The sequence below is a fragment of the Stenotrophomonas sp. YJH_SMC_82 genome (genome assembly GCF_059368875.1).
Window position 1 is genome coordinate 275,014 of record NZ_JCAFSE010000004.1, and the last position, 20,347, is coordinate 295,360.

The window sequence follows — 20,347 nt, forward strand, 5'->3', positions numbered from 1 at the left end:
CATGACGCACTTCCTGCCGCGCCGGTTGCCACGCCCGCGCCTGCACGGCAGGCGCGCGGCTGGACTGTCGTTGCTGGAAATGCTGCTGGTGATCGCCTTGATCGCGGCGATCGGCCTGATCACCGCCGCCGGCCTGTCGCGCGGGTTCGCCGGCATGCAGCTGCGCAGCGCCGGCAAGGACATCGCCAGCCAGCTGCGCATGGTGCGCGCGCAGGCGATCGCCCGCGGCGAACCGCAGCGCTTCGTGATCGAACCGGCACGGCGCCGCTGGGAGGGGGCCAACCAGCGCCACGGTGAGGTGCCGGCACAGCTGCAGGTGCAGTTCGAAGGCGCCGCACAGCTGGCCACCGCGGCGGGGCAGGGCGTGATCGAGTTCCATCCCGATGGTGGCTCCAGCGGCGGCCGTATCCGGTTGCAGCGCGACGGTGCCGAATGGCGCGTCGACGTCGGCTGGCTGACCGGCGAGGTCCGCTCCGGCCCCTGGCGGGCGCAATGAAGCGGCGCGCGCGTGGCTTCACCCTGCTGGAAGTGATCATCGCTTTCGCCCTGCTGGGCCTGGCGTTGACCCTGCTGCTGGGCAGCCTGTCCGGTGGCGCGAAGCAGGTACGTGACGCCGAGCTGCGCACGCGTGCGGTGCTGCATGCACAGTCGTTGCTGGCCCAGGCCGGTGTCGACGCGCCGCTGCAGGTGGGCAGCCAGCAGGGTGACTGGGAACAGGGGCGCTATCACTGGGAGCTGCAGGTCCAGCCGTGGGTCGAGCCACGCGCCGGCAACGTCGTGCAGGCCACGTCAGCGGGCACCCCATGGCTGGCCGAGCTGCAGCTGCGGGTGCGCTGGGGCGACAGCGAGCGCGAACAACTGCACTGGCGCAGCCTGCGCCTGTTGCCGCCCGACCTGGAGAACGCGCGATGAAGCGGCGCGCCGCGGGCTTCACCCTGGTCGAAGTGATGCTGGCCACCGTGCTGCTGGCCGGCGGCCTGGCACTGGCCTTTGCCAGCGTGCGCTCGGCGATGGCGGTCAGCCAGCGCGGCGAGCAGATCGCCGCTGAAAGCGAACGCATGCGCGCGGTCGAGTCGTTGCTGCGCAGGCAGCTGGCGGGTGCACTGCGCACCCCGCTGGAGGCCCCGGACCCCACCCGCGAACCCAACTTCTTCCAGGGCGAGGAGCAACGCATGCTGTTCGCCGCCGACCTGCCCGGTTACCTCGGCCGTGGCGGCCCCTACCTGCACGCGCTGCAGGTGGACGGACGCGGTGGCCAACAGCGCCTGCTGCTGGACCTCGTGCTGCTGCAGGAAGGCGAGCGCATCGCCGAGAATCCGCCGCGCCCGCCGGAGGTGCTGGTGGACAACCTGAAGTCGGTGCAGCTGCGCTATCGCGGCATCGATGCCAGCACCGGGCAGGTGACCGACTGGCTGCCGCGCTGGGATGACACCCGCCGCCTGCCGATGCTGGTGGAAATCCAGATCGTGCCATCCCGGGGCGCGCCGTGGCCGCCACTGGTGGTGGCGCTGCGTGCCGGTGGCAGTGGAGGCACGCGATGAGCCGTCAGCGCGGGGCGGCATTGGTGCTGGTGCTGTGGCTGATCGCATTGATGACGGCGCTGGTCGGTGCGTTCGCGCTGAGCGCACGGGTCGAGCACCTGCAGCAGCGCGTGCTGGATGACGATGCACGCGGGCAGGAACGTGCGCGCGCCGGCCTCGAATATGCCCTCCTGCGCCTGTCAGCCGATCCGCAACGGGCGCCCTGGCGTGCCGATGGCCGTACCTACCGCTGGCAGTTCGACGACGCCAGCATCGAGATCAAGGTGCTGGACGAGAACGGCAAGATCAACCTGAACCTGGCCGACGCCGCACTGCTGACCGCCTTCCTCAAGGCGCTGGGCGAAGACGATGCACAGGCCCGGCAGTTGGCCGGCGCCATCATCGACTGGCGCGACGAGGACAGCCTGCTGCAACCGGGCGGTGGCGCCGAAGCGCCGGACTACGCCGCAGCCGGATTGCCCTACGGCCCACGCAACAAGCGCTTCGAGACCCTGGGCGAGCTGCAGCGGGTCCTGGGCATGCGCGGACCCCTGTACCGGGCGATGCTGCCGCACCTGACCCTCTACAGCCGCCAGGCACGGCCGGATCCGCAGTTCGCCAGCACGCCGGTGCTGACCGCGCTGGGCCTGGATGCGGACAGCGTGATGGCGCAGCGCGCACAGCAGGAGCGTGATGCAGATTCCGCTGGCGGCACGACAACGCTTGCCAGCAGCAGCGGCACCTATAGTATCGAGTCCGGTGCCATCGACGGCAGTGGACGCAGGTCGGTGTTGCAGGCAGTGGTACGCAGTGGCTCGGGCGGGGTTCCCGGGCGGACTTACACAGTGCTTCGCTGGGAGCAGGGAATGACAGCAAGATGACGGCGTGGCAGGACAGTCTGCGGCAGGTGCAGGGCCGGATCGGCCCGGGCGCCGGCCGTTTCCTGCGCTGGTGGCGGCAGTCGCTGCTGGCCTGGGTGCCGGTGCGCTGGCAATGGGCATTGGGCTGGGGCCAGGCACGCCTGCTGCTGCTGCACGAGGGCGACCAGCTGCAGGTCTGGCGTGAAGCCGGCGAACGCCGCGAAGGGGTGGCGCGCCTGCCGTGGCCGCTGTCGCCGGTGGAGCTGGACCGCGTGCTGGAGCCTCGCCTGCGTACTCTGCCGCGGGTGTGGCTGCTGCCGGCGACGGACGTCCTGCGGCGTAGCCTGCGCCTGCCTGCCGCAGCGGCCGACCGCCTGCGCGCCGTGGTCGGTTTCGAGATCGACCGGCAGACCCCGTTCGAATCATCCCAGGTCAGTTATGACGTGCGTGAGCTCGGCGCGGGCGGCGAGGGCCAGCTGCAGGTCGAACTGGTGGCGTGGCCGTTGCGGCAGCTGGACGCATGGCGCACTGGTGTGGGCCCATGGGCCGATGCGCTGGCGGGCGTCGATGCCATCGATGCGCAGGGCAACGTGCTGCAGGTGAACCTGCTGCCTCCCGCGCAGCGCCAACTGCGGCCAGACCCGATGCGACGCTGGAACCTGCTGCTGGCAGTGGCTGCCGTCGTGATGCTGGTACTGGCCGCGGTGCAGCTGCTCGACAACCGCCAGGCCGCCGCCGATGAGCTGCGTGCACAGGTCGAGCGCAGCGCGCGCAGTGCGCGAGGTGTGGCCAGCGAACGCGCGCAGCTGCAGGCGCTGATCGATGGCGCCGCATTCCTGGAGAAGCAGCGCAGCCAGCGCGCCGGCACCGTTGAAATCTGGAACGAACTGACCCGGCGCCTGCCGGAAGGTACCTACCTGGAGAAGCTGGCGATCGAGAACAACAACCTGCAGCTGATCGGCCTGAGCCGCGAGGCGTCGCAGCTGGTGCAGCTGCTGCAGGACGCACCGCAGTGGCGCAAGGTCAACCTGACCGGGGTGCTGCAGGCCGATGGCGCGGCCAGTGGCCGCGACCGCTTCACCATGACCGCCGAACTGCAGCCGTTGCCGGCCGCCGCACCAACCCCGGAGGCGGCCGATGCCGATGCCAAGCGCACGCCGTGACCGCTGGCTGGCGCTGGCACTGCTGCTGGCAGTGCTGGGCCTGGCCTATCTGCTGCTGGTGCACCCCTGGTTCACCCAGCCGCTGCGTGCGATCGATGCCGATGTCGCCGCCCTGCGCGAACGCGAGTCGCGCGTGCAGGCGCAGCTGCAGCAGCAGCCGCAGATCGAACAGCGCCTTCGCGCTACCCGCGAGGCACTGCAGCAGCGGCCAGGCTTCCTGCGCGAAGCCACTGCAGAAGCTGCCGCCGCTGCATTGGGCGCCCGGCTGCAGGATGCGGTGGCGATGGCCAGCCCGGGCAACCGCAGCTGCACCATCAGCAACCGCACGCCGCTGACCGACAACCGGCGCGACGCCGAGTTCGTGCGCGTCGCCATGCAGGTGCGCCTGCGCTGCGGGGTGGCCGAACTGGCCACCGTGCTGCACAGCCTGGAAACCGGCAGCCCACGCCTGTTCGTCGACAACCTCAACCTGATCGCGCAGCGCTTCCAGCAATCACCGAACGAATCGGGGCTGGGCCTGGACGTGTCCTTCGAGCTGGCCGGCTATCTGCTGCCGGGCGCTGCCGCCGATGGCACGGTTCCGGCGCCTGCTGCGACACCGGCACCGTCCGCGTCGCCGGCCGAGGCCGCACCTGCGCCGCAGCCGGCGCCCCCGTCCGAAGGACAGGAGGTGGCCGATGAAGCTTGAGCAGATCAGCCTGCGTACCGGCTTCCTGCTGGCGCTGGCCGGTTGGGCGGCCGCCGTCTGGCTGGCGACCGGCTTCGGGCTGGGCAGCCAGCTGCCGGGTGCCGGCGGTGATGCCGACGCCGCGCCATCGCTGCCATCGCTGCCGCCGCTGGCGGCCGAGCGCATGGCCAGCGCCGACAGCTACAGCGCGATCGGTGAGCGCCCGTTGTTCGCCGAAGACCGCAGGCCGCGGCCTTATCTGCTGGGTGGCAGCGAACCGGCGGCCAGCGCCGCGTTGCGCCTCACCGGTGTGCTGCTGACCGGCGATTTCGGCATGGCCACGTTCACCACCGAACAGAACCGCTCGCTGCGCCTGCGCCTCAACGGCGAAGCCGTGGATGGCTGGCAGCTGGTGGCGCTGCAGCCGCGCCAGGCGACGGTGATCGGCCCCGGTGGCAACCAGGTCCTGGAACTGGCGGTGTTCAACGGCCAGGGCGGTGAGCCGCCGACGGTGCTGCGCGGTGCCAACGGCGCACCGCCTGCAGGTGCGATCGTGGTGCCGCCCTCGGCGGGCGCTCCGCCGGCGCCGCCACCGCCCGCGGCAATCCCATCGCCGTCGCCCGCTGGCAATGCACCAGCGCCTGCGGCGGCCGCTGCAACAACCCCACCGGCCAACAACAACGGTCCCAGTGAAGCGCAGATGCAGGCCATCCGCGAGCGCATCCAGGCCCGCCGCCGCCAGCTGCAGCAACAGCAGCAACAACCGTCGCCGCCCCCGGGCGATGGCACCAACCGATAGAGTGAATGCATGAACCTGCGTTTTCTTCCCTGGTCCTTTGCCCTCGCGCTGCTGGTCGGCTGCAGTACGGTGTCCGCGCCGCACGTGCAGCGCAACGGCAATCTGTCGCCCAGCGCCGACGCCGGCCAGGCGGCCGATGTCGCTGCCGATGCCGCCCGTGAAAGCCAGGGGGCACCGCAGGCGGTGATCCGCCGCGGCACCGGCACCATGATCAACCGCGAGGCCGCGCGTGCGCCGGCACCGGCGCTGCACGGTGCCAGTACCGGCGAGGCGACCTTCAACTTCGAAGGCGAATCGCTGCATGCGGTGGTCAAGGCCATCCTTGGTGACATGCTTGGCCAGAACTACGTGATCGCGCCAGGCGTGCAGGGCACGGTCACCCTGGCCACGCCCAAGCCGGTATCGCCGGCGCAGGCACTGAACCTGCTGGAGATGGTGCTGGGCTGGAACAACGCGCGGATGGTCTACAGCGGTGGGCGCTACAACATCGTCGCCGCCGACCAGGCGCTGGCCGGCACGGTCGCGCCAAGCACGGCACCCGCGGCCAGCGCGCGCGGCTTCGAAGTCCGCGTGGTCCCGCTGCAGTTCATCTCCGCCACCGAAATGAAGAAGGTGCTGGAGCCGTACGCGCGCCCCAACGCCATCGTCAACGTGGACAGTGGCCGCAACGTGATCACCCTGGGGGGTACCCGCGCGGAACTGGAAAACTACCTGCGCACCGTCGAGATCTTCGACGTCGACTGGTTGTCGGGCATGTCGGTGGGCGTGTTCCCGATCCAGTCGGGCAAGGCCGAGCAGGTCGCGGCCGACCTGGAAAAGGTGTTCGGCGAAGAGAGCAAGACGCCCAGCGCCGGCATGTTCCGTTTCCTGCCACTGGAGAATGCCAACGCGGTGTTGGTGATCACGCCGCAGGTGCGCTACCTGGACCAGATCCAGCAGTGGCTGGATCGCATCGACACCGCTGGTGGCAGCGCCCGCCTGTTCTCCTACGAGCTGCGCTACATCAAGGCGCGCGACCTGGCCGAGCGCCTCAGCGAGGCCTTCGCCAGCAGTGGCAACCGCGGCGGCTCCAGCCCGGCCTCGCTGGCACCGGGCGCCATTCCGTCGCAGCTGGGCGGCGACGGCGACCGTGGCATGGACAACAGCAGCAGCAACCTGGGTTCGACGCTGGGCGGAACCAGTGGTAGTGGCAGTGGCAGCAGCAATGGCAGCCTGAACCTGCCGCAGCGCCAGCCCGGCAACGTCAGTGTCAGCCTGGAAGTGGAGGGCGACCGCGTCGGCGTGTCGGCGGTGGAGGAAACCAACACCCTGCTGGTGCGCTCGACGCCGCAGGCGTGGCGCTCGATCCGCGAGGTGATCGAGAAACTGGACGTGATGCCGCTGCAGGTGCACATCGAGGCACAGGTGGCCGAAGTCGCGCTGACCGGTGACCTGAAGTACGGCGTGAACTGGTTCTTCGACAATGCCGTGGCCGGTCGCGCGCTCACCGGAGCCCTGGCGGGCCTGACCCTGCCGCCGGCTGCAGGTGGTTCGTGGAACACCTTCGCCGGCGGCGTCACCGGCAATGACGGTGTGGGCTGGGCCTTCACCGGCCACAACGCGGCCGCGGTGGTCAGTGCACTGGACAAGGTGACCGACCTGCGCCTGCTGCAGACGCCGTCGGTGTTCGTCCGCAACAACGCCGAGGCCACGCTCAACGTCGGCGACAAGGTGCCGATCAACACCACCACGGTGAACACCGGCGTGGGCACCAGCACCTACAGCTCGGTGCAGTACATCGACACCGGCGTGATCCTCAAGGTGCGCCCGCGCGTGACCCGCGACGGCACCGTGTTCCTGGACATCGTGCAGGAAGTCAGCAGCGCCTCGGACGTGCCGGAGGCCTGCAACCCGACCGAGCGCAACTGCAACCCGCGCATCTCGACCAAGAAGCTGTCTACCGAAGCGGCGGTGCAGAGCGGTGACACCATCATGCTGGCGGGCCTGATCACCGATTCGGCCACCGACGGCAGCAGCGGCATCCCGGGGCTGAGCAGGATTCCGGTGGTCGGTGCGTTGTTCGGGCAGAAGACCCGCACCAGCCGTCGTTCGGAAGTGATCGTGCTGCTGACCCCGACCATCGTCCGCAACAGCCAGGAATCGCGCAACCTGACCGACGAGTACAGCAAGCGCTTCCGCGCGATGGAGCCGCTGAACCAGCCGCGCGCGAAGAAGTAAGGGGTTACGGCCGGGCGGCGCCCGGCACCCGCCGAGGCCGGAGCAACGGCAACGGCCAAAGCGAAAGCAACAGCAACAGCAACAGCAACAGCGGGTTTACTGAGGGAGGGTGGGTCGGCGTGGGGTGGCAGGACACGCCGTAAACCCGTCCCTGGGGGCTCGATGGCGCCATCCATGGCGCCAACGGTCCTGCCACCCCACGCCGACCCACCTCTGACAGACTCCCGCGGCTGTTGGTAGGTGTCGACCTTGGTCGACACGATCCACGCCATGCGTGGATGACTGTCTGTCAGATTTCGAAATCAGAGAATGGGGTCAGATCCGTTTTCCTCTGGAAAACGGATCTGACCCCAGGCTTTGCCGACAGATCGCAGAAATCTGTCGAAGGCGGGGTGGGTCTGGTTGCGGGGGCGTGAGCCGCATGGATGCGGCGACCGAGCTTACATGGACGTACTTGCAGCGTCCCCCGCAACCGGACCCACCCCGCCATCCCACGGATAGCCGGCTTCTGCTGTTGCTTCGGCTTCGGCTCCAGCTCCAGCCTCCGCGGGTGCCGGGTGCAACCCGGCCGATACCCTCCCGGTGCTACGCTGTGGCCACCGACAACCACGGAGGCGGGATGGGGGCGATCGTGTTGTTGCCGCTGTGCGTGGACGATGCCGCACTCGACCGCTGCCTGGCCGCGCTGGATGCCGGCACGGCGCCAGGGACCGCGGTCTGGTTGGCCGATGACGCACAGACCGGGCCACGCGCGCAGGCGGTGGTGGAACACTGGCTGGCGCATACGCCGCTGCAGGCCGAGTACACCCGGCGCGCGCGGCCACTGGGCGAAGTCGCCCATCTGGACGAGATGCTGCGCGCCTGCGATGGCCTGGACGTGGCCGTGCTGGCGCCGGACAGCGTGCCATCACCCGGCTGGTTGCAGCAGTTGCAGGATGCCTTCGCCCGCGATGCCGCGATCGCCACCGCAACCCCCTGGTGCAATGCCGGCGAGACCGCCGCGTGGCCACGGCTGGGCGAGATCAATCCCGAGCCGCAGGACCCGGTCCTGCTGGCGCACACCTGCGCGACGCTGCCGACGCTGCACCCGGAGCTGCCATCGGCGGTCACCCACGCGGTGCTGGTGCGCGGCAACGCGCGCCGTCGCGCCGGCGGCCTGGACGTGGACAGCTACGCTGGCTGGAACGCGGCACTGGTCGACCTCAGCCTGCGCATGGCAGGCCTTGGCTGGCGCAACGTGCTGTGCGAGACCGCCTTCGTCAGCCGGGCAGGGGAGGCGGTCAGCCGCGATGGCGATCTGGAGGCCCTGGCCGCGCGCTGGCCGGCCTGGGTACCGCGGCTGGCCGATTTCCTGATGCACGACCCGCTGCACGGGCTGCGCGCCGACCTGCAGCAGCGCATGCGGCAGGCGATAATGCCGAAGGAACAGGGCGACCTGTTCGTCCCGTCAGTGCCGGAGCCACCCGTTTGAATGTTGCCATCGCCGCCATCGTCGTCACTTACCAGAGTGGCAGCACCATCGATGCCTGCCTCTCGCGCCTGCGCCAGGCGCAGGATGTGGCCGAGATCCGGGTGATCGACAATGGTTCGCTGGATGGCACCCTGGACATCGTGCAGCGGCATGCCAGCCACGATCCACGCGTGCGCTTCGTCGGCAACCCGGACAATCCCGGCTTCGCCGCCGCCAACAACCAGGGCGTGGCCGACTCGCACAGCCCGTGGCTGGCCTTCATCAACCCGGACCTGATGGTCGAGCCGGACACGCTGGCCGAACTGCGCTCCCGCGCCGAAGCGCTGGGCGACTGCCTGCTGGGCGTTGAACAGGTGGACGAGCATGGCCATGCCGACGAGGCGGTGCGCCGCCGCGACCCGGATTTCCTGAGGATGCTGCGTTCGCCCGGCAAGGGCTCGAAGCTGGCGGTTCCGCGTGAGCCGCACCAGGCACTGCAGCGGGTGCCGGCACTGTCCGGCGCACTGCTGATGATGCCGCGCGCGCTGTTCGACCGTATCGGTGGCTGGGACGCGGGCTATCGCCTGCACGCCGAGGACCTGGACCTGTGCCGGCGCGCGCGCGAAGCCGGCGCGGTGGTAGCGATCGCCAACGACCTGCAGGTTACCCATGTGCGCGGTGTCTCCAGCCGCTCGCGGCCGTTCTTCGTGGAATGGCACAAGCACAGGGGGCTGTGGCGCTACTTCCAGAAGTTCGAGGCCAGGCAGCGTTCGCTGCCGGTGCGCGCGGCGGTATGGGCTGCGATCTGGGTGCATGCGCTGATGCTGGTGCCGCGCCTGCTGCGCAGGTCGTTGTAGAGCCGAGCCCACGCTCGGCTGCATGGATAGGGGCATCCACGCATGGTGTGGCTCCACTCGCCGCGCCCACGGTTCACTCCGCCGGGCGCATAATCCGCCCCATGCCTATCATCCAGTCCCTGCTCGACACCGACCTGTACAAGTTCACCATGATGCAGGCGGTGCTCCACCAGCACCCCGGCGCCCAGGTGCAGTACCGGTTCAAGTGCCGCACCCCCGGCATCGACCTGGCAAGCTACATCGCCCAGATCGATGAGGAAATCGACCACCTGTGCAGCCTGCGTTTCAGCGACGCGGAACTGGACTACATGCGTGGCCTGCGCTTCGTGAAGCCGGACTTCGCCGATTTCCTCGGCCTGTTCCATCTGGACCGCAAGTACATCCAGCTGCGTGCGTCGACGGCCGTGCCCGGCGAGATCGAGCTGGACATCACCGGCCCGTGGCTGCACACCATCCTGTTCGAAGTGCCGCTGCTGGCGATCATCAACGAAGTCTGGTTCCGCAACACCACCACGGCCGACTTCGCCGAAGGCGAGCGCCGCCTGCAGGCCAAGGCCGCGCTGCTGCGCGATACCCCCGGTTTCGAGCACTGCCGCATCGCCGACTACGGCAGCCGCCGCCGCTACTCGCGTGACTGGCATGCCCGCCTGCTGCCGCTGCTGCGCGACGCGCTCGGCCCGCAGCTGGTCGGTACCAGCAACGTCCACTTCGCGCGCCTGTATGGCATGACCCCGCACGGCACCATGGCCCACGAGTACCTGCAGGCGTTCCAGGCGCTCGGCCCGCGCCTGCGTGATTCGCAGGTGGCAGCACTGGAATCGTGGGCGCGCGAGTACCGCGGCGATCTTGGCATCGCGCTGTCCGACGTGGTCGGCCTGGACGCGTTCCTGCGCGACTTCGACATGTATTTCTGCAAGCTGTTCGACGGTGTGCGCCATGACTCCGGCGATCCGTTCGACTGGGGCGACCGCATGCTGGCGCATTTCCAGCAGCGCCGGGTCGATCCGCGCAGCAAGGTGCTGGTGTTCAGCGATGGGCTCGACATCGCCAAGGTGATGCGGCTGTACGACTACTTCCGCGGTCGCTGCCAGGTCGCGTTCGGCGTTGGCACCCACCTGACCAATGACCTCGGCCCGACGCCGCTCAACATCGTCATCAAGATGGTCCGCTGCAACGGCCAGCCGGTGGCCAAGCTCAGCGATTCGCCGGGCAAGAGCATGTGCGACGACCCGGGTTACCTGGCCTACCTGCGCCAGGTGTTCGAATTGCCGCAGCCGGAGTAATACCGGCCTGCAGGGCTTACAGGTAGTCGACGACCACCAGGTAGGCGCCCTGCAGCGGCTGCTGCTTCGAAGCCTGCACGCTGTATCGCTCGGAGAAGGCGATATCGCCGGCGCGCATCGCGCTGGCCGACACCGACAGCTTCTGGCCCTGGCGCTTGCCGTCACGCAGCGTCGCCGCCTGGCCATCGGCCAGTGCCGTCACGGCCACCGTCGAGCCCTTGGCCGACGGTGGGCAGGCCGCCAGGCTCAGCTCACCCTGGGACAGGTTCGTCGTGCAGCCCGGCTCGGCGATACGGCCGCTGAAACGGATGCTGCCGCTGCTGGCCTGGGCCAGCGCACTGACGGACATCAGGGCCACGCACAGCAGAATGGAGTTCCTCATGACACGTTCTCTGGTTCGGTGTGTCCTAGTTAGCGACAGGATCGATCAACCTTTAATAGGACGATTCCGAATCTGCTAGGGCCATCACCAAGAAAGAGTGATGCGCATCAAAGAAGCCAAATTCCCCCTGAAAAATGCCTGTTTCCGCGCGTGCCGAACGCGTCGCGCAATGCGACATCTCCAGTCGTTTGTAGCGTGACCGGGCCCCGCGTCAAATCCCCCGCACCCCGAGGCTGTGATTTCGCCTAGCACGTCACATTTAATGCGTCAATGAATTGGCGTTCAGAAAAATAATGAGACTTTCATCACAGTTGTGCCTATACTTGCGTCACGGATTCAGGGAGAGGTATGTCCGAGTCCGGCCACAGGTGAGACGCAAGGATGGGTCTTGTTAGCCCGGCAGTGCTCCTTGCTTCCTCCTCTACTTCTCATCTCTTCAGTAGGGTTAGGTAAAAGCGAATGCACAAGATGAACCTCATTGCCGCTCTGATGCTGGCCGCCGCTCCGCTGGCCGCCAACGCCGCCGACGGCACCATCACCTTCAATGGCAAGGTGACCGACAAGACCTGCACCATCTCGACCCCGGGCGGCAAGGACTTCGCCGTGACCCTGCCGACCGTGTCCAAGAACACCCTGGCCACCGCCGGTGCCGTTGCGGGCCGTACCCCGTTCGCCATCAACCTGACCAAGTGCAGCGCCGGCAACGTCGCCACCTACTTCGAGCCGGGTTCGACCGTCGACTTCAACAGCGGCCGCCTGGTCAACCAGGCCTCGGCCAACGCTGCCACCAACGTGCAGCTGCAGCTGCTGGGCTCGAACAACCAGTTCCTGCCGATCAAGGCTGCTGGCGCTGGCCTGGCGCAGACCAACTCGCAGTGGGTCACCGTCGGCACCGACGGCTCGGCCGATCTGAACTACTACGCTGAGTACTACGCCACTGCCGCCGCCACCCCGGGCGACGTCACCAGCAGCGTCAAGTACACGATCATCTACAACTGATCGTCGTCGTACCCGCATTGGCCGGCGTACGCGCCGGCCAGTGCTTCGCGGCCCCTGGCCACACCCCTCGAGCGTAGTACTTCCGATGAAAGCAATCTTTCCCCGGGCGCTGCTGCTGGCAGCGTTCACGCTGCCCTTCTGCCAGAACGCTCTGGCCGGCGTGGTGGTCAACGGCACGCGAGTGATCTATCCGGCGCAGGCGCGCGAAGTGACCGTGCAGGTCGACAACGTGGGCGATTCGCCGGCGCTGGTCCAGGCCTGGATCGACAGCGGCGACGCCAACCAGACCGCCGACAACAGCGACGCCCCGTTTGTACTGACGCCGCCGATCGCGCGTGTCGAGCCGGGCCGCAGCCAGGCGCTGCGCGTGATCTTCTCCGGTGCGCAGCTGCCGACCGATCGTGAGTCGGTGTTCTGGCTCAACGTGCTGGATGTGCCGCCGTCGCCCGACAACGCCGACAGCGGCGACCAGAATTACCTGCAGGTCGCGTTCCGTTCGCGCCTGAAACTGTTCTACCGGCCGCAGGGCCTGAAGGGCGTCGCCAACGACGCGCCGGCAGCGTTGCGCTGGACCCGCACGGGCGATCGCCTGCGGGTGGAAAACCCCAGCCCCTTCCACGTTACGCTGGCCGAAGTGCATGCCGTGACCGGCAGCAGCGAGAAGACCGTCGAGGACAAGGGCGCCATGGTCGCGCCGAAGCAGAGCCTGGAGTTCACCGCACCGGCGGGCTCCGACCAGGTGCGCTTCATCACCATCAACGATTACGGCGGTCGGGTGGAGCACACGGTCCGCCTCGGCAGTACCGGGGGCTGAACGCGCCGCGCCGGCCATGGGCCTGCGCATCCCGCCACCGCCGCCGTGCGGCGAATTGAAGGAATGTCAGTGTGATCGGAAACAGATTGACATTGTCGATCCACCAGGCGATCTGCCTGCTGGTTGCTGGCGTGGCCTGCCCAGGATGGGCGCTGGCTGCGCCGGCCAATCTCGGCGAACAGGCGCTGATGGCGCAGAGCGGTGCGGCCAATGCGCGTGCACCCGAGTCGGCCCAGTTCAACTCCAGCTTCCTCTCCGGCCAGGCCAAGCAGGTCGACCTGGCCTCCTTCACCAATGGCAACCCGATGGTGGCTGGCACCTACCGTGTCGACGTCTACGTCAACGGTGGCTGGCAGGGCCGTCGCGATCTGCAGTTCAAGGCCGATGAGCAGGGCCGCGTCGACGCCTGCCTGCCGCTGCCGATGCTGGAAGAAATGGGTGTGGACAGCGAGGCCGTGCTGCTGCAGCAGGACCCGACGCTGCCGACCGACACGACCAGCTGCGTGCCGGTACAGCGGCGCATGGCCAATGCCTATGGCATCTATGACAGCGGCAACCTGCGCTACGACCTCAGCATCCCGCAGGTGTTCCTGCGCCGCGAGGCGCGCGGCTACGTCAATCCGTCGCTGTGGGACCGCGGCATCAACGCTGGCTTCGTCGGCTACAGCTTCAACGCCATCGACAGCGACAGCCGTGTTGAAGGGGGGCAGCGCAATCGCAGCGCCTACCTCGGCCTCAACGCCGGCCTGAACCTGGGAGGCTGGCAGTTCCGCCACGATTCCAACCTGACCTGGTCCGAAGGCAACGGCCGCCACTGGCAGAGCATTGCCACCTATGCGCAGCGCGGCATCCCGCAGGTGCGCGGCATGCTCACCATTGGTGAGGCCTACACCACGGGCGAGCTGTTCGATTCGATCGGCTACCGGGGTGCCAGCCTGGCCAGCGACGACCGCATGCTGCCCGATTCGCTGCGCGGTTACGCGCCGGTCGTGCGCGGTATTGCCGAAACCAACGCGCGCATCGAAGTGCGCCAGAACCAGCAGCTGATCTACTCCTCCACCGTATCGCCGGGCAGCTTCGTCATCGACGACCTGTACCCGACCGGCTACGGCGGCGACCTGGAAGTGAGCGTGATCGAGGCCGACGGCCGCCGCCGCGAATTCAAGGTGCCGTTCGGTTCTGTGCCGCAGATGCTGCGCGAAGGCGTGTCGCGCTACTCGCTGACCGCCGGCCAGGTGCGCAACAAGCTGCTGGCCGATGAGCCGTGGCTGGCGCAGGGTACCTACCAGCGTGGCATCGGCAACCAGTTGACCCTGTACGGCGGCAGCGCGCTGAGCGAAGGCTACCTGTCGCTGCTGTACGGTGTCGGCCTGTCCACGCGCGTCGGTGCCTTCGCTGCCGACGTCACCCATGCACGGACCTCGTTCGACCACTACGGCAGCCATACCGGCGCCAGTGTGCGGCTGAGCTACAGCAACATGATCGGCGAGACCGGGACCAACCTGACCCTGGCCGCCTACCGCTACTCCACTGAAGGCTTCTACAGCCTGCAGGACGCGCTGTATGGCCGTGATTCGGACAAGCGCGGCATCGACCCGACCACCCGTGGCCGTCAGCGCAGCCAGTTCCAGGTAACGCTGAACCAGCCGCTGGGCCGACGTGGCGGTGCGCTGTACGTGACCGGCTCGGTGCGTGACTTCTACGACCGTTCCGGCACCTCCAAGCAGTACCAGGTGGGCTACAACAACGCCTGGCGCTCGGTGAACTACGGCTTCTCGGCGCTGCGCACCGAAGAAGGCGTGCTCGGCCGTTCCGATACCCAGTACCTGCTGTCGATGAGCGTGCCGCTGGGCCGGGGCACCCACCCGGTGTCGTTCAGCGCCGACCTTGGCGCGCGCGACCGCGGTGGCTACGACAACAGCCGCGTCGGCATCACCGGTTCGGCCGGCGTCGACAACAACTTCAGCTACGGCGTGGCCCTGTCCGATTCCCGCGAGGGTGGCACCACTGCGGTCGGCAATGCCGAGTACCGCAGCCGCTACTCGGCGTTGAACGCCACCTACAGCCACTCGCGTGATTTCCGCCAGGCGTCGGTCGGTGCCAACGGCAGCGTGGTCGTGCATCCGGGCGGCTTCACCTTCACCCCGCAGCGCGGCGACACCATGGTGCTGGTCGAAGCGCCGGGCGCGCGCGATGCGATCGTCAGCAACGCGCCGGGCCTGCGCGTCGATGGCCGCGGCTACGCCGTGGTGCCGTACGTGTCGCCGTACCGCCTCAACACCGTCACCCTCGATCCGCAGGGCATGGCCCACGACGTCGAACTGGAAAGCACCAGCCAGTCCATCGCGCCGTTCGCCGGTGCCATCAGCTACCTGCGCTTCGACACCCGCAAGGGCAACGCGCTGCTGATCCAGGTGCGCAACGCCGATGGCCGCAGCATGCCGTTCGGTGCGCAGGTCAAGGACGAACAGGGCCAGCCGGTCGGCATGGTCAGCCAGGGCGGCCGCCTGTACGTGCGCAGCGAGAAGAACCAGGGCCAGTTGCAGGTCGAGTGGGGCGCCGGTGCCGACCAGCGCTGCACCATTGATTACCAGGTACCGGCGGGCGCCGATGCGTCCAAGACCGGCTTCATCCCGCTGGAGGCAGCATGCCGATGATTTCTTCCCGTGGCCGCAAGGCGCTGGCCGCGCTGGCCGTACTGGGCGGCGTGCTGCTGGCGCAGCAGGCCAGCGCCGCCTGCCGCATCCAGAACAGCTGGTTCATCGCCCAGGACGTGACCATGGACATGGGCCAGATCGTGATCCTGCCCAGTACCCCGGTCGGCGGTGTGATCAAGGAAATCAGTGAACCGATCACCCAGCAGAACAGCGTTGCCCGCTGCGATTCCTGGACCGGCGGTCGTTCGATCGGTGAGTACGTCAACGCAGCGCAGAAGCGCCCCGTGGCCGGCTTCTCGAACGTCTATGAAACCGATGTGGCAGGCGTCGGCATCCGCCTGTACCGCGATTCGGGTGCGATCCAGACCTACTACCCGCACTCGATCAACTTCGGTGGCGGTTCCGTGGTCAGCCTCATCGGTGGCCAGTTCCGCATCCAGCTGATCAAGACCGCTGCGCAGACCGGTTCGGGCGTGATCGCGCCGAACGGCCGCTTCACCAACTACTACTTCGACGGCGATGGCCCCGGGCGCCCGGTACTGACCTCGACGTTCAAGGGCTCGGGCACCACCGTGGTCAGCCCGACCTGTGAAGTGCAGGCCGGCAGCCGCAACATTGCCGTCGATTTCGGCAGTGTGCCCAACACCACCTTCACTGGTGTCGGCTCCAAGGCCGTTGATCGCGACTTCGAGATCCGCCTGAACTGCCAGGGCAGCAACGTTGCCGCCTACCAGAGCAAGATCGGCATCCGCCTCGATGCCGACCAGGACAGCTCGAACATGCCGGGCGTGCTGAAGCTGAGCGCGGCCAGCAACAGTGCCACCCGCATCGGCATCCAGATGGTCCAGCGCGATGGCAGCACCGAGCGTGAAGTGCGCTTCGGCCAGACCATCAGCGTTGGCACCACCGCGCCGGGTACCAGCGTCATGGCGCTGCCGCTGCGCGCGCGCTACGTGCAGACCCAGGCCGGTACGGTGGGCGCGGGTGTCGCAAACGGCCAGGCCACGTTCACCATCCAGTACGAGTAAGGCCGCCCCGGCGGCTGCCCCTGCTGCGTTCCGCCGCAACGTCGCCCGGCTCACGGGCGGCGTTGACTGCGTCTTGATCCTGCAACGATGAAGATCGATGCCACGACGCGCATACAGACGCCTTAGTGTGATGTATGTCGCGAATTTGGAGTTTCCTCATGAGGTGACCGTCTCCTGCCTGCGGGTGCTGGACGGCAACGCCGAAAGGATCCAGACGTGGCTACTGCTGCTTGCCCCCTTCCGCGCCGGCTTTCGGGAGCGCTCCGGTGAAGGTCCTGTCGGTGTTCGGCACGCGACCGGAAGCCATCAAGATGGGGCCGCTGGTGCGCGCCCTGGCACACGCTGCGGATATCGAATCGGTGGTCTGCATCACCGGGCAGCACCGGGCGATGCTCGACCAGGTGATGGCGCTGTTCGAGATCACCGCCGACCATGACCTCGATGTCATGGTGCCCAACCAGACCCTCAATGGCCTGTGTTCCAGGCTGTTCGAACGGCTTGACGCGCTCTACACGCAGGCCCGCCCCGACTACGTGCTGGTGCATGGCGATACCACCACGGCGATGACCGCGGCCCTGGCCGCGTTCCATCACCGCATCCCGATCGGCCATGTCGAGGCCGGCCTGCGCACCGGCGACATCCACCGGCCGTGGCCGGAGGAGATGAACCGGCGGGTGATCGATGTGGTCGGCCATCAGTTGTATGCACCCACTCCCGGCTCGCGCGCCAACCTGGCCCGTGAGCACCTGGGCGGGCAGATCCTGGTCACCGGCAACACCGTCATCGATGCCCTGCAGCAGACCGTGCAGCGGCTGGATGCCGATCCGGCACTGCGTGCGCAGGCCGACCAACCCTTCCATATGCTCGACCCCGGCCGCCGGCTGCTGCTGGTCACCGGCCATCGCCGCGAGAGTTTCGGCCAGGGCTTCGAGGACATCTGCCGTGCGCTGGCCGAGCTGGCACGGCGGCCGGACCTGCAGGTGCTGTACCCGGTGCACCTCAACCCGAACGTGCAGGGCCCGGTCAATGCCCACCTCGGCAACCTCGACAACGTGCACCTGGTGCCGCCGCAGGATTACCTGCGCTTCGTGCGCCTGATGCAGCGCGCCGACGTCATCCTCACCGACTCCGGTGGCGTGCAGGAAGAAGCCCCGGCGCTGGCCAAACCGGTGCTGGTGATGCGCGATGTCACCGAACGGCCGGAGGCGGTCGAAGCCGGTGTGGTCACGCTGGTCGGCACCACGCCCTCGCGCATCGTCGATGCGGTCAACGCGGTGTTGGCACGCCCCCCGCAGCCGGCCCGCTTCGACCCCGATGCCAGCCCGTACGGGGATGGCCGCGCCAGCGCCCGCATCGTCGCCGCCCTGCGCGGTGCGCCCCTTCCCGAATTCTCGCCCGGCGTCCGCAGCAGCGGCGCCGTCCACCCCATCCACGCGAAGTGACGCCATGACCCAGACCGGCCGCTCTTCCCTGTTTGCATCCGCCACTGCGTTCGTCCTGTCGGGCGTGGTTGGCAGTGCCCATGCCGCCGACAGCGTCGCCGGCCAGTTCACCGAATGGAGCAGCGACAGCACGGTGAACCGGCAGATGACCCTGCGCGAACTCGGTTTCCGCCAGCCACTGGTGCTGAGCGGGCAGGAGAGCCAGCGCGAGGTCTACCTGCCGGTGCCGGCCGGTGTGGCCACCCGCGACGCGCAGCTGCAGCTGGATGGGCGCTACGTGCGCGGCCACGCCGGGCGCACCTCGGGCCTGTGGTCGGTCGATGGCGACCCGATCGCGGCGCGTTCGATCACCGATGCCCAGGGCGATGCCAGCCAGCTGCTGGCCATCGATGGCGAACCCCGCCAGAGCGGCTTCGTACGGGTCGGCGTCGGCTGGTGGTCGATCGTGTCCGATTACCAGTGCGCCGACCAGAGCGCGCCGGCCAATGTGCTGCGGCTGTCGCCGGACTCGCGTTTCAGCTACCGCTTCGACGGCCGCGCCGTGGATACCGTTGCCAAGGCGTGGGGGGCGCTGCCACCGCGGGTGCGCCTGCTGGTGGATGGCAAGGCGCTGCAGGCAACGGCCTACGATGCGGCCTGGCGCATCGGTACCGCGTTGCAGGCCGGGGGCAAACAGGTGCAGGTGGTGGCCCTGCCCAAGGTCGGTGACAGCGTTGACCTGGCCGGTATCAGCATCCCGGCCAGCCTGCAGGGCGTGCCGGCCTACGCCGCGCTGGCCACGGGTGAGCGCGCGCATGCGATCAGGGATCTGGCCGAAGTCGGCGCGCTGCTGTCATTGCGCGACAGCGGGCCGTTGGCCGCCGATGTGATGATCGGCAGCGATGCACTGCGCGCCGGCGTGCGTGCGGCGCTGGATGCGCTGGCCGTACAGGTCGGCGCGGCGGGGGCCGATGCGGGCACCGCGTTCGCCGCGTGGCGCGGTACCGACATGGGCGGCCTGGAAAAGCCCGCCGCCAACGCGTCGGTCAGCGTGGTGGCCGTGGCCGGGCGTCCGACGCTGGTGGTCGACCCGGCGGCGGCGGGCAAGGTCGCCGGGCTGCTCGCCGAGCAGTGGCGCAGCTATGCACTGGGCCGCAGCCTGCAGGTCAGCGCAGCGGGCACGCCCAGACTGGATGGTGACCAGGTACTGCTGAGCCGGCTCGGCAACATCGCTGGCACCATGGATGTGGTGACCCGCGCCGACCGCAGCGCCAGCTTCGACCTCGGCGCACTGTCGGCCGATGGCCGCCTGCCCGAGCAGGTGGTGATCGATGTCTCGGCGGCCCCCAACGCGGCCGGGCAGGGCGCGGTCGCCACGATCTACCTCAACGATTACCTGTTGGGTGGCAAGGTGCTGTCGGCCAACGGCCAGCCGCAACGGCTGGTGGCCAAGGTGCCGGCCTACGCGCTGTCGGCACGCAACGAGATCCGTGTCAGCTTCCTGCGCCAGCCGGCGCGTCCCTACTGCCACGATCCGGCCACGGGCTATCCGGTCTCGATCCTGCCCAGCAGCCACCTGACCTTGGCCAAGCGTTCGCTGGGCAGTGACTTCGTGGGTGCCAGCAGCCAGCTGTCGCGCGGCAACCAGGTGTTCGTGCCCGGCACCTGGCTGCAGGATGCGCCGGCCTCGCTGGGCAAGGTCATCGCGGTGACCAGCGCAGTGGGCGCATCGCCGGAGGCATCGGAACTGAAGGTGGTCGAAGCCGGTGCCGTGGTCAGCCCGGGCGCGCCGTGGCTGGCGTTCGGCGTGGCGCCATCCGGTGTCGATGTGGCCGGCCTGAAGGATGGCCACCTGCTGATCGGCGGCAAGCCGCAACCGCTGTTGGATGTGAGCGGGCTGGATCGTGCCGCGGTGGTGCAGGTGGGGTCGTCCGGTGGCCAGCTGGGCGTTGTTTACAGCGACCTCGGTGCGCAGTCACCGCCGTTCGGCGCCCCATTCCGTTTGCTGCGGGGCGATCTCGCCGTGCTCGACGGCAGTGATGCCGTGCGCGAATTCGACCGCCAGGATCCCTACGGCACGCGTATCGCGCAGGACGGCAACCCGCAATCGAAGTGGGAACGGCACATGGTCTGGCTGCTGCTGCTGGTCGGCGTGATCGTGTTCGCGCTGCTGGCCGCCCGCGTCACCCAGGTGCGTCGCCGCAAGTCCGCCAACACAGGGCACTGATCC

Annotated in this window: 17 protein-coding genes and 1 pseudogene; 17 read left to right on the forward strand and 1 reads right to left on the reverse strand. The window is 68.4% G+C overall.

Annotated elements, in window-relative coordinates; genetic code table 11:
* Position 1 precedes the first annotated feature (1 nt).
* The 11 genes from xpsH (at position 2) to pncB (ending at position 10,816) form a co-directional block, all read left to right on the forward strand.
* Positions 2-496, forward strand: coding sequence for a type II secretion system protein XpsH (gene xpsH, locus AC5P53_RS16550; RefSeq protein WP_014645891.1), 495 nt, complete (start codon positions 2-4; stop codon positions 494-496).
* Entirely contained in the window at positions 493-912 is a 420-nt protein-coding gene (gene xpsI, locus AC5P53_RS16555) for a type II secretion system protein XpsI (protein ID WP_032956500.1), read from the forward strand. The genes xpsH and xpsI overlap by 4 nt, the downstream gene beginning before the upstream one ends.
* A complete protein-coding gene (locus AC5P53_RS16560) occupies positions 909-1,541 on the forward strand; it encodes a type II secretion system protein J (protein ID WP_180835256.1) in 633 nt (210 codons plus the stop codon). Before xpsI ends, AC5P53_RS16560 begins: the two co-directional genes overlap by 4 nt.
* A complete protein-coding gene (locus tag AC5P53_RS16565) occupies positions 1,538-2,401 on the forward strand; it encodes a general secretion pathway protein GspK (protein ID WP_241887266.1) in 864 nt (287 codons plus the stop codon). Before AC5P53_RS16560 ends, AC5P53_RS16565 begins: the two co-directional genes overlap by 4 nt.
* On the forward strand, positions 2,398-3,543 hold the full coding sequence (locus tag AC5P53_RS16570; RefSeq protein WP_049442167.1) for a PilN domain-containing protein: 1,146 nt from the start codon (positions 2,398-2,400) through the stop codon (positions 3,541-3,543). Before AC5P53_RS16565 ends, AC5P53_RS16570 begins: the two co-directional genes overlap by 4 nt.
* Positions 3,518-4,231 (forward strand): type II secretion system protein GspM, encoded by a 714-nt coding sequence (gene gspM / locus AC5P53_RS16575; RefSeq protein WP_032957951.1) that lies wholly within the window; start codon positions 3,518-3,520, stop codon positions 4,229-4,231. The genes AC5P53_RS16570 and gspM overlap by 26 nt, the downstream gene beginning before the upstream one ends.
* On the forward strand, positions 4,221-5,009 hold the full coding sequence (locus tag AC5P53_RS16580) for a type II secretion system protein, XpsN-like (RefSeq protein WP_014645897.1): 789 nt from the start codon (positions 4,221-4,223) through the stop codon (positions 5,007-5,009). The genes gspM and AC5P53_RS16580 overlap by 11 nt, the downstream gene beginning before the upstream one ends.
* Before the next feature lie 9 nt (positions 5,010-5,018).
* Positions 5,019-7,226: a type II secretion system secretin GspD gene (gene gspD, locus AC5P53_RS16585; protein WP_014645898.1), complete on the forward strand. Its 2,208-nt coding sequence runs from the start codon at positions 5,019-5,021 to the stop codon at positions 7,224-7,226.
* Positions 7,227-7,845: 619 nt separating this feature from the next.
* Positions 7,846-8,697 carry a glycosyltransferase family 2 protein gene (locus AC5P53_RS16590; RefSeq protein ID WP_046428748.1) on the forward strand — a complete coding sequence of 284 codons (852 nt, stop codon included), beginning with the start codon at positions 7,846-7,848 and terminating at the stop codon, positions 8,695-8,697.
* On the forward strand, positions 8,694-9,533 hold the full coding sequence (locus tag AC5P53_RS16595) for a glycosyltransferase family 2 protein (protein ID WP_032962463.1): 840 nt from the start codon (positions 8,694-8,696) through the stop codon (positions 9,531-9,533). The genes AC5P53_RS16590 and AC5P53_RS16595 overlap by 4 nt, the downstream gene beginning before the upstream one ends.
* Before the next feature lie 101 nt (positions 9,534-9,634).
* Complete coding sequence (gene pncB, locus AC5P53_RS16600; RefSeq protein WP_014645901.1) at positions 9,635-10,816, forward strand: nicotinate phosphoribosyltransferase; 1,182 nt, start codon at positions 9,635-9,637, stop codon at positions 10,814-10,816.
* 16 nt (positions 10,817-10,832) lie between these two features.
* Here pncB and AC5P53_RS16605 read toward each other — a convergent pair whose 3' ends face one another.
* The gene (locus tag AC5P53_RS16605) at positions 10,833-11,198 is read right to left on the reverse strand and encodes a hypothetical protein (protein WP_014645902.1); all 366 of its coding nucleotides are present in this window, start codon (positions 11,196-11,198) and stop codon (positions 10,833-10,835) included.
* Between the two features lie 459 nt (positions 11,199-11,657).
* On the opposite strand from AC5P53_RS16605, the gene AC5P53_RS16610 reads away from it, so the two are divergent.
* The 6 genes and pseudogenes from AC5P53_RS16610 (at position 11,658) to AC5P53_RS16635 (ending at position 20,344) form a co-directional block, all read left to right on the forward strand.
* Positions 11,658-12,197 carry a fimbrial protein gene (locus AC5P53_RS16610; RefSeq protein WP_014645903.1) on the forward strand — a complete coding sequence of 180 codons (540 nt, stop codon included), beginning with the start codon at positions 11,658-11,660 and terminating at the stop codon, positions 12,195-12,197.
* Between the two features lie 85 nt (positions 12,198-12,282).
* Positions 12,283-13,011, forward strand: coding sequence for a fimbrial biogenesis chaperone (locus tag AC5P53_RS16615; protein ID WP_014645904.1), 729 nt, complete (start codon positions 12,283-12,285; stop codon positions 13,009-13,011).
* A gap of 92 nt (positions 13,012-13,103) precedes the next feature.
* Complete coding sequence (locus AC5P53_RS16620) at positions 13,104-15,668, forward strand: fimbria/pilus outer membrane usher protein (protein ID WP_049442170.1); 2,565 nt, start codon at positions 13,104-13,106, stop codon at positions 15,666-15,668.
* Positions 15,659-16,696 (forward strand): fimbrial protein, encoded by a 1,038-nt coding sequence (locus AC5P53_RS16625; RefSeq protein WP_049442171.1) that lies wholly within the window; start codon positions 15,659-15,661, stop codon positions 16,694-16,696. Before AC5P53_RS16620 ends, AC5P53_RS16625 begins: the two co-directional genes overlap by 10 nt.
* A gap of 266 nt (positions 16,697-16,962) precedes the next feature.
* Positions 16,963-18,146: pseudogene (gene wecB, locus AC5P53_RS16630) on the forward strand (non-hydrolyzing UDP-N-acetylglucosamine 2-epimerase).
* Complete coding sequence (locus AC5P53_RS16635) at positions 18,143-20,344, forward strand: cellulose biosynthesis cyclic di-GMP-binding regulatory protein BcsB (protein WP_241887268.1); 2,202 nt, start codon at positions 18,143-18,145, stop codon at positions 20,342-20,344. Before wecB ends, AC5P53_RS16635 begins: the two are co-directional and overlap by 4 nt.
* The last annotated feature ends 3 nt before the right edge of the window (positions 20,345-20,347 follow it).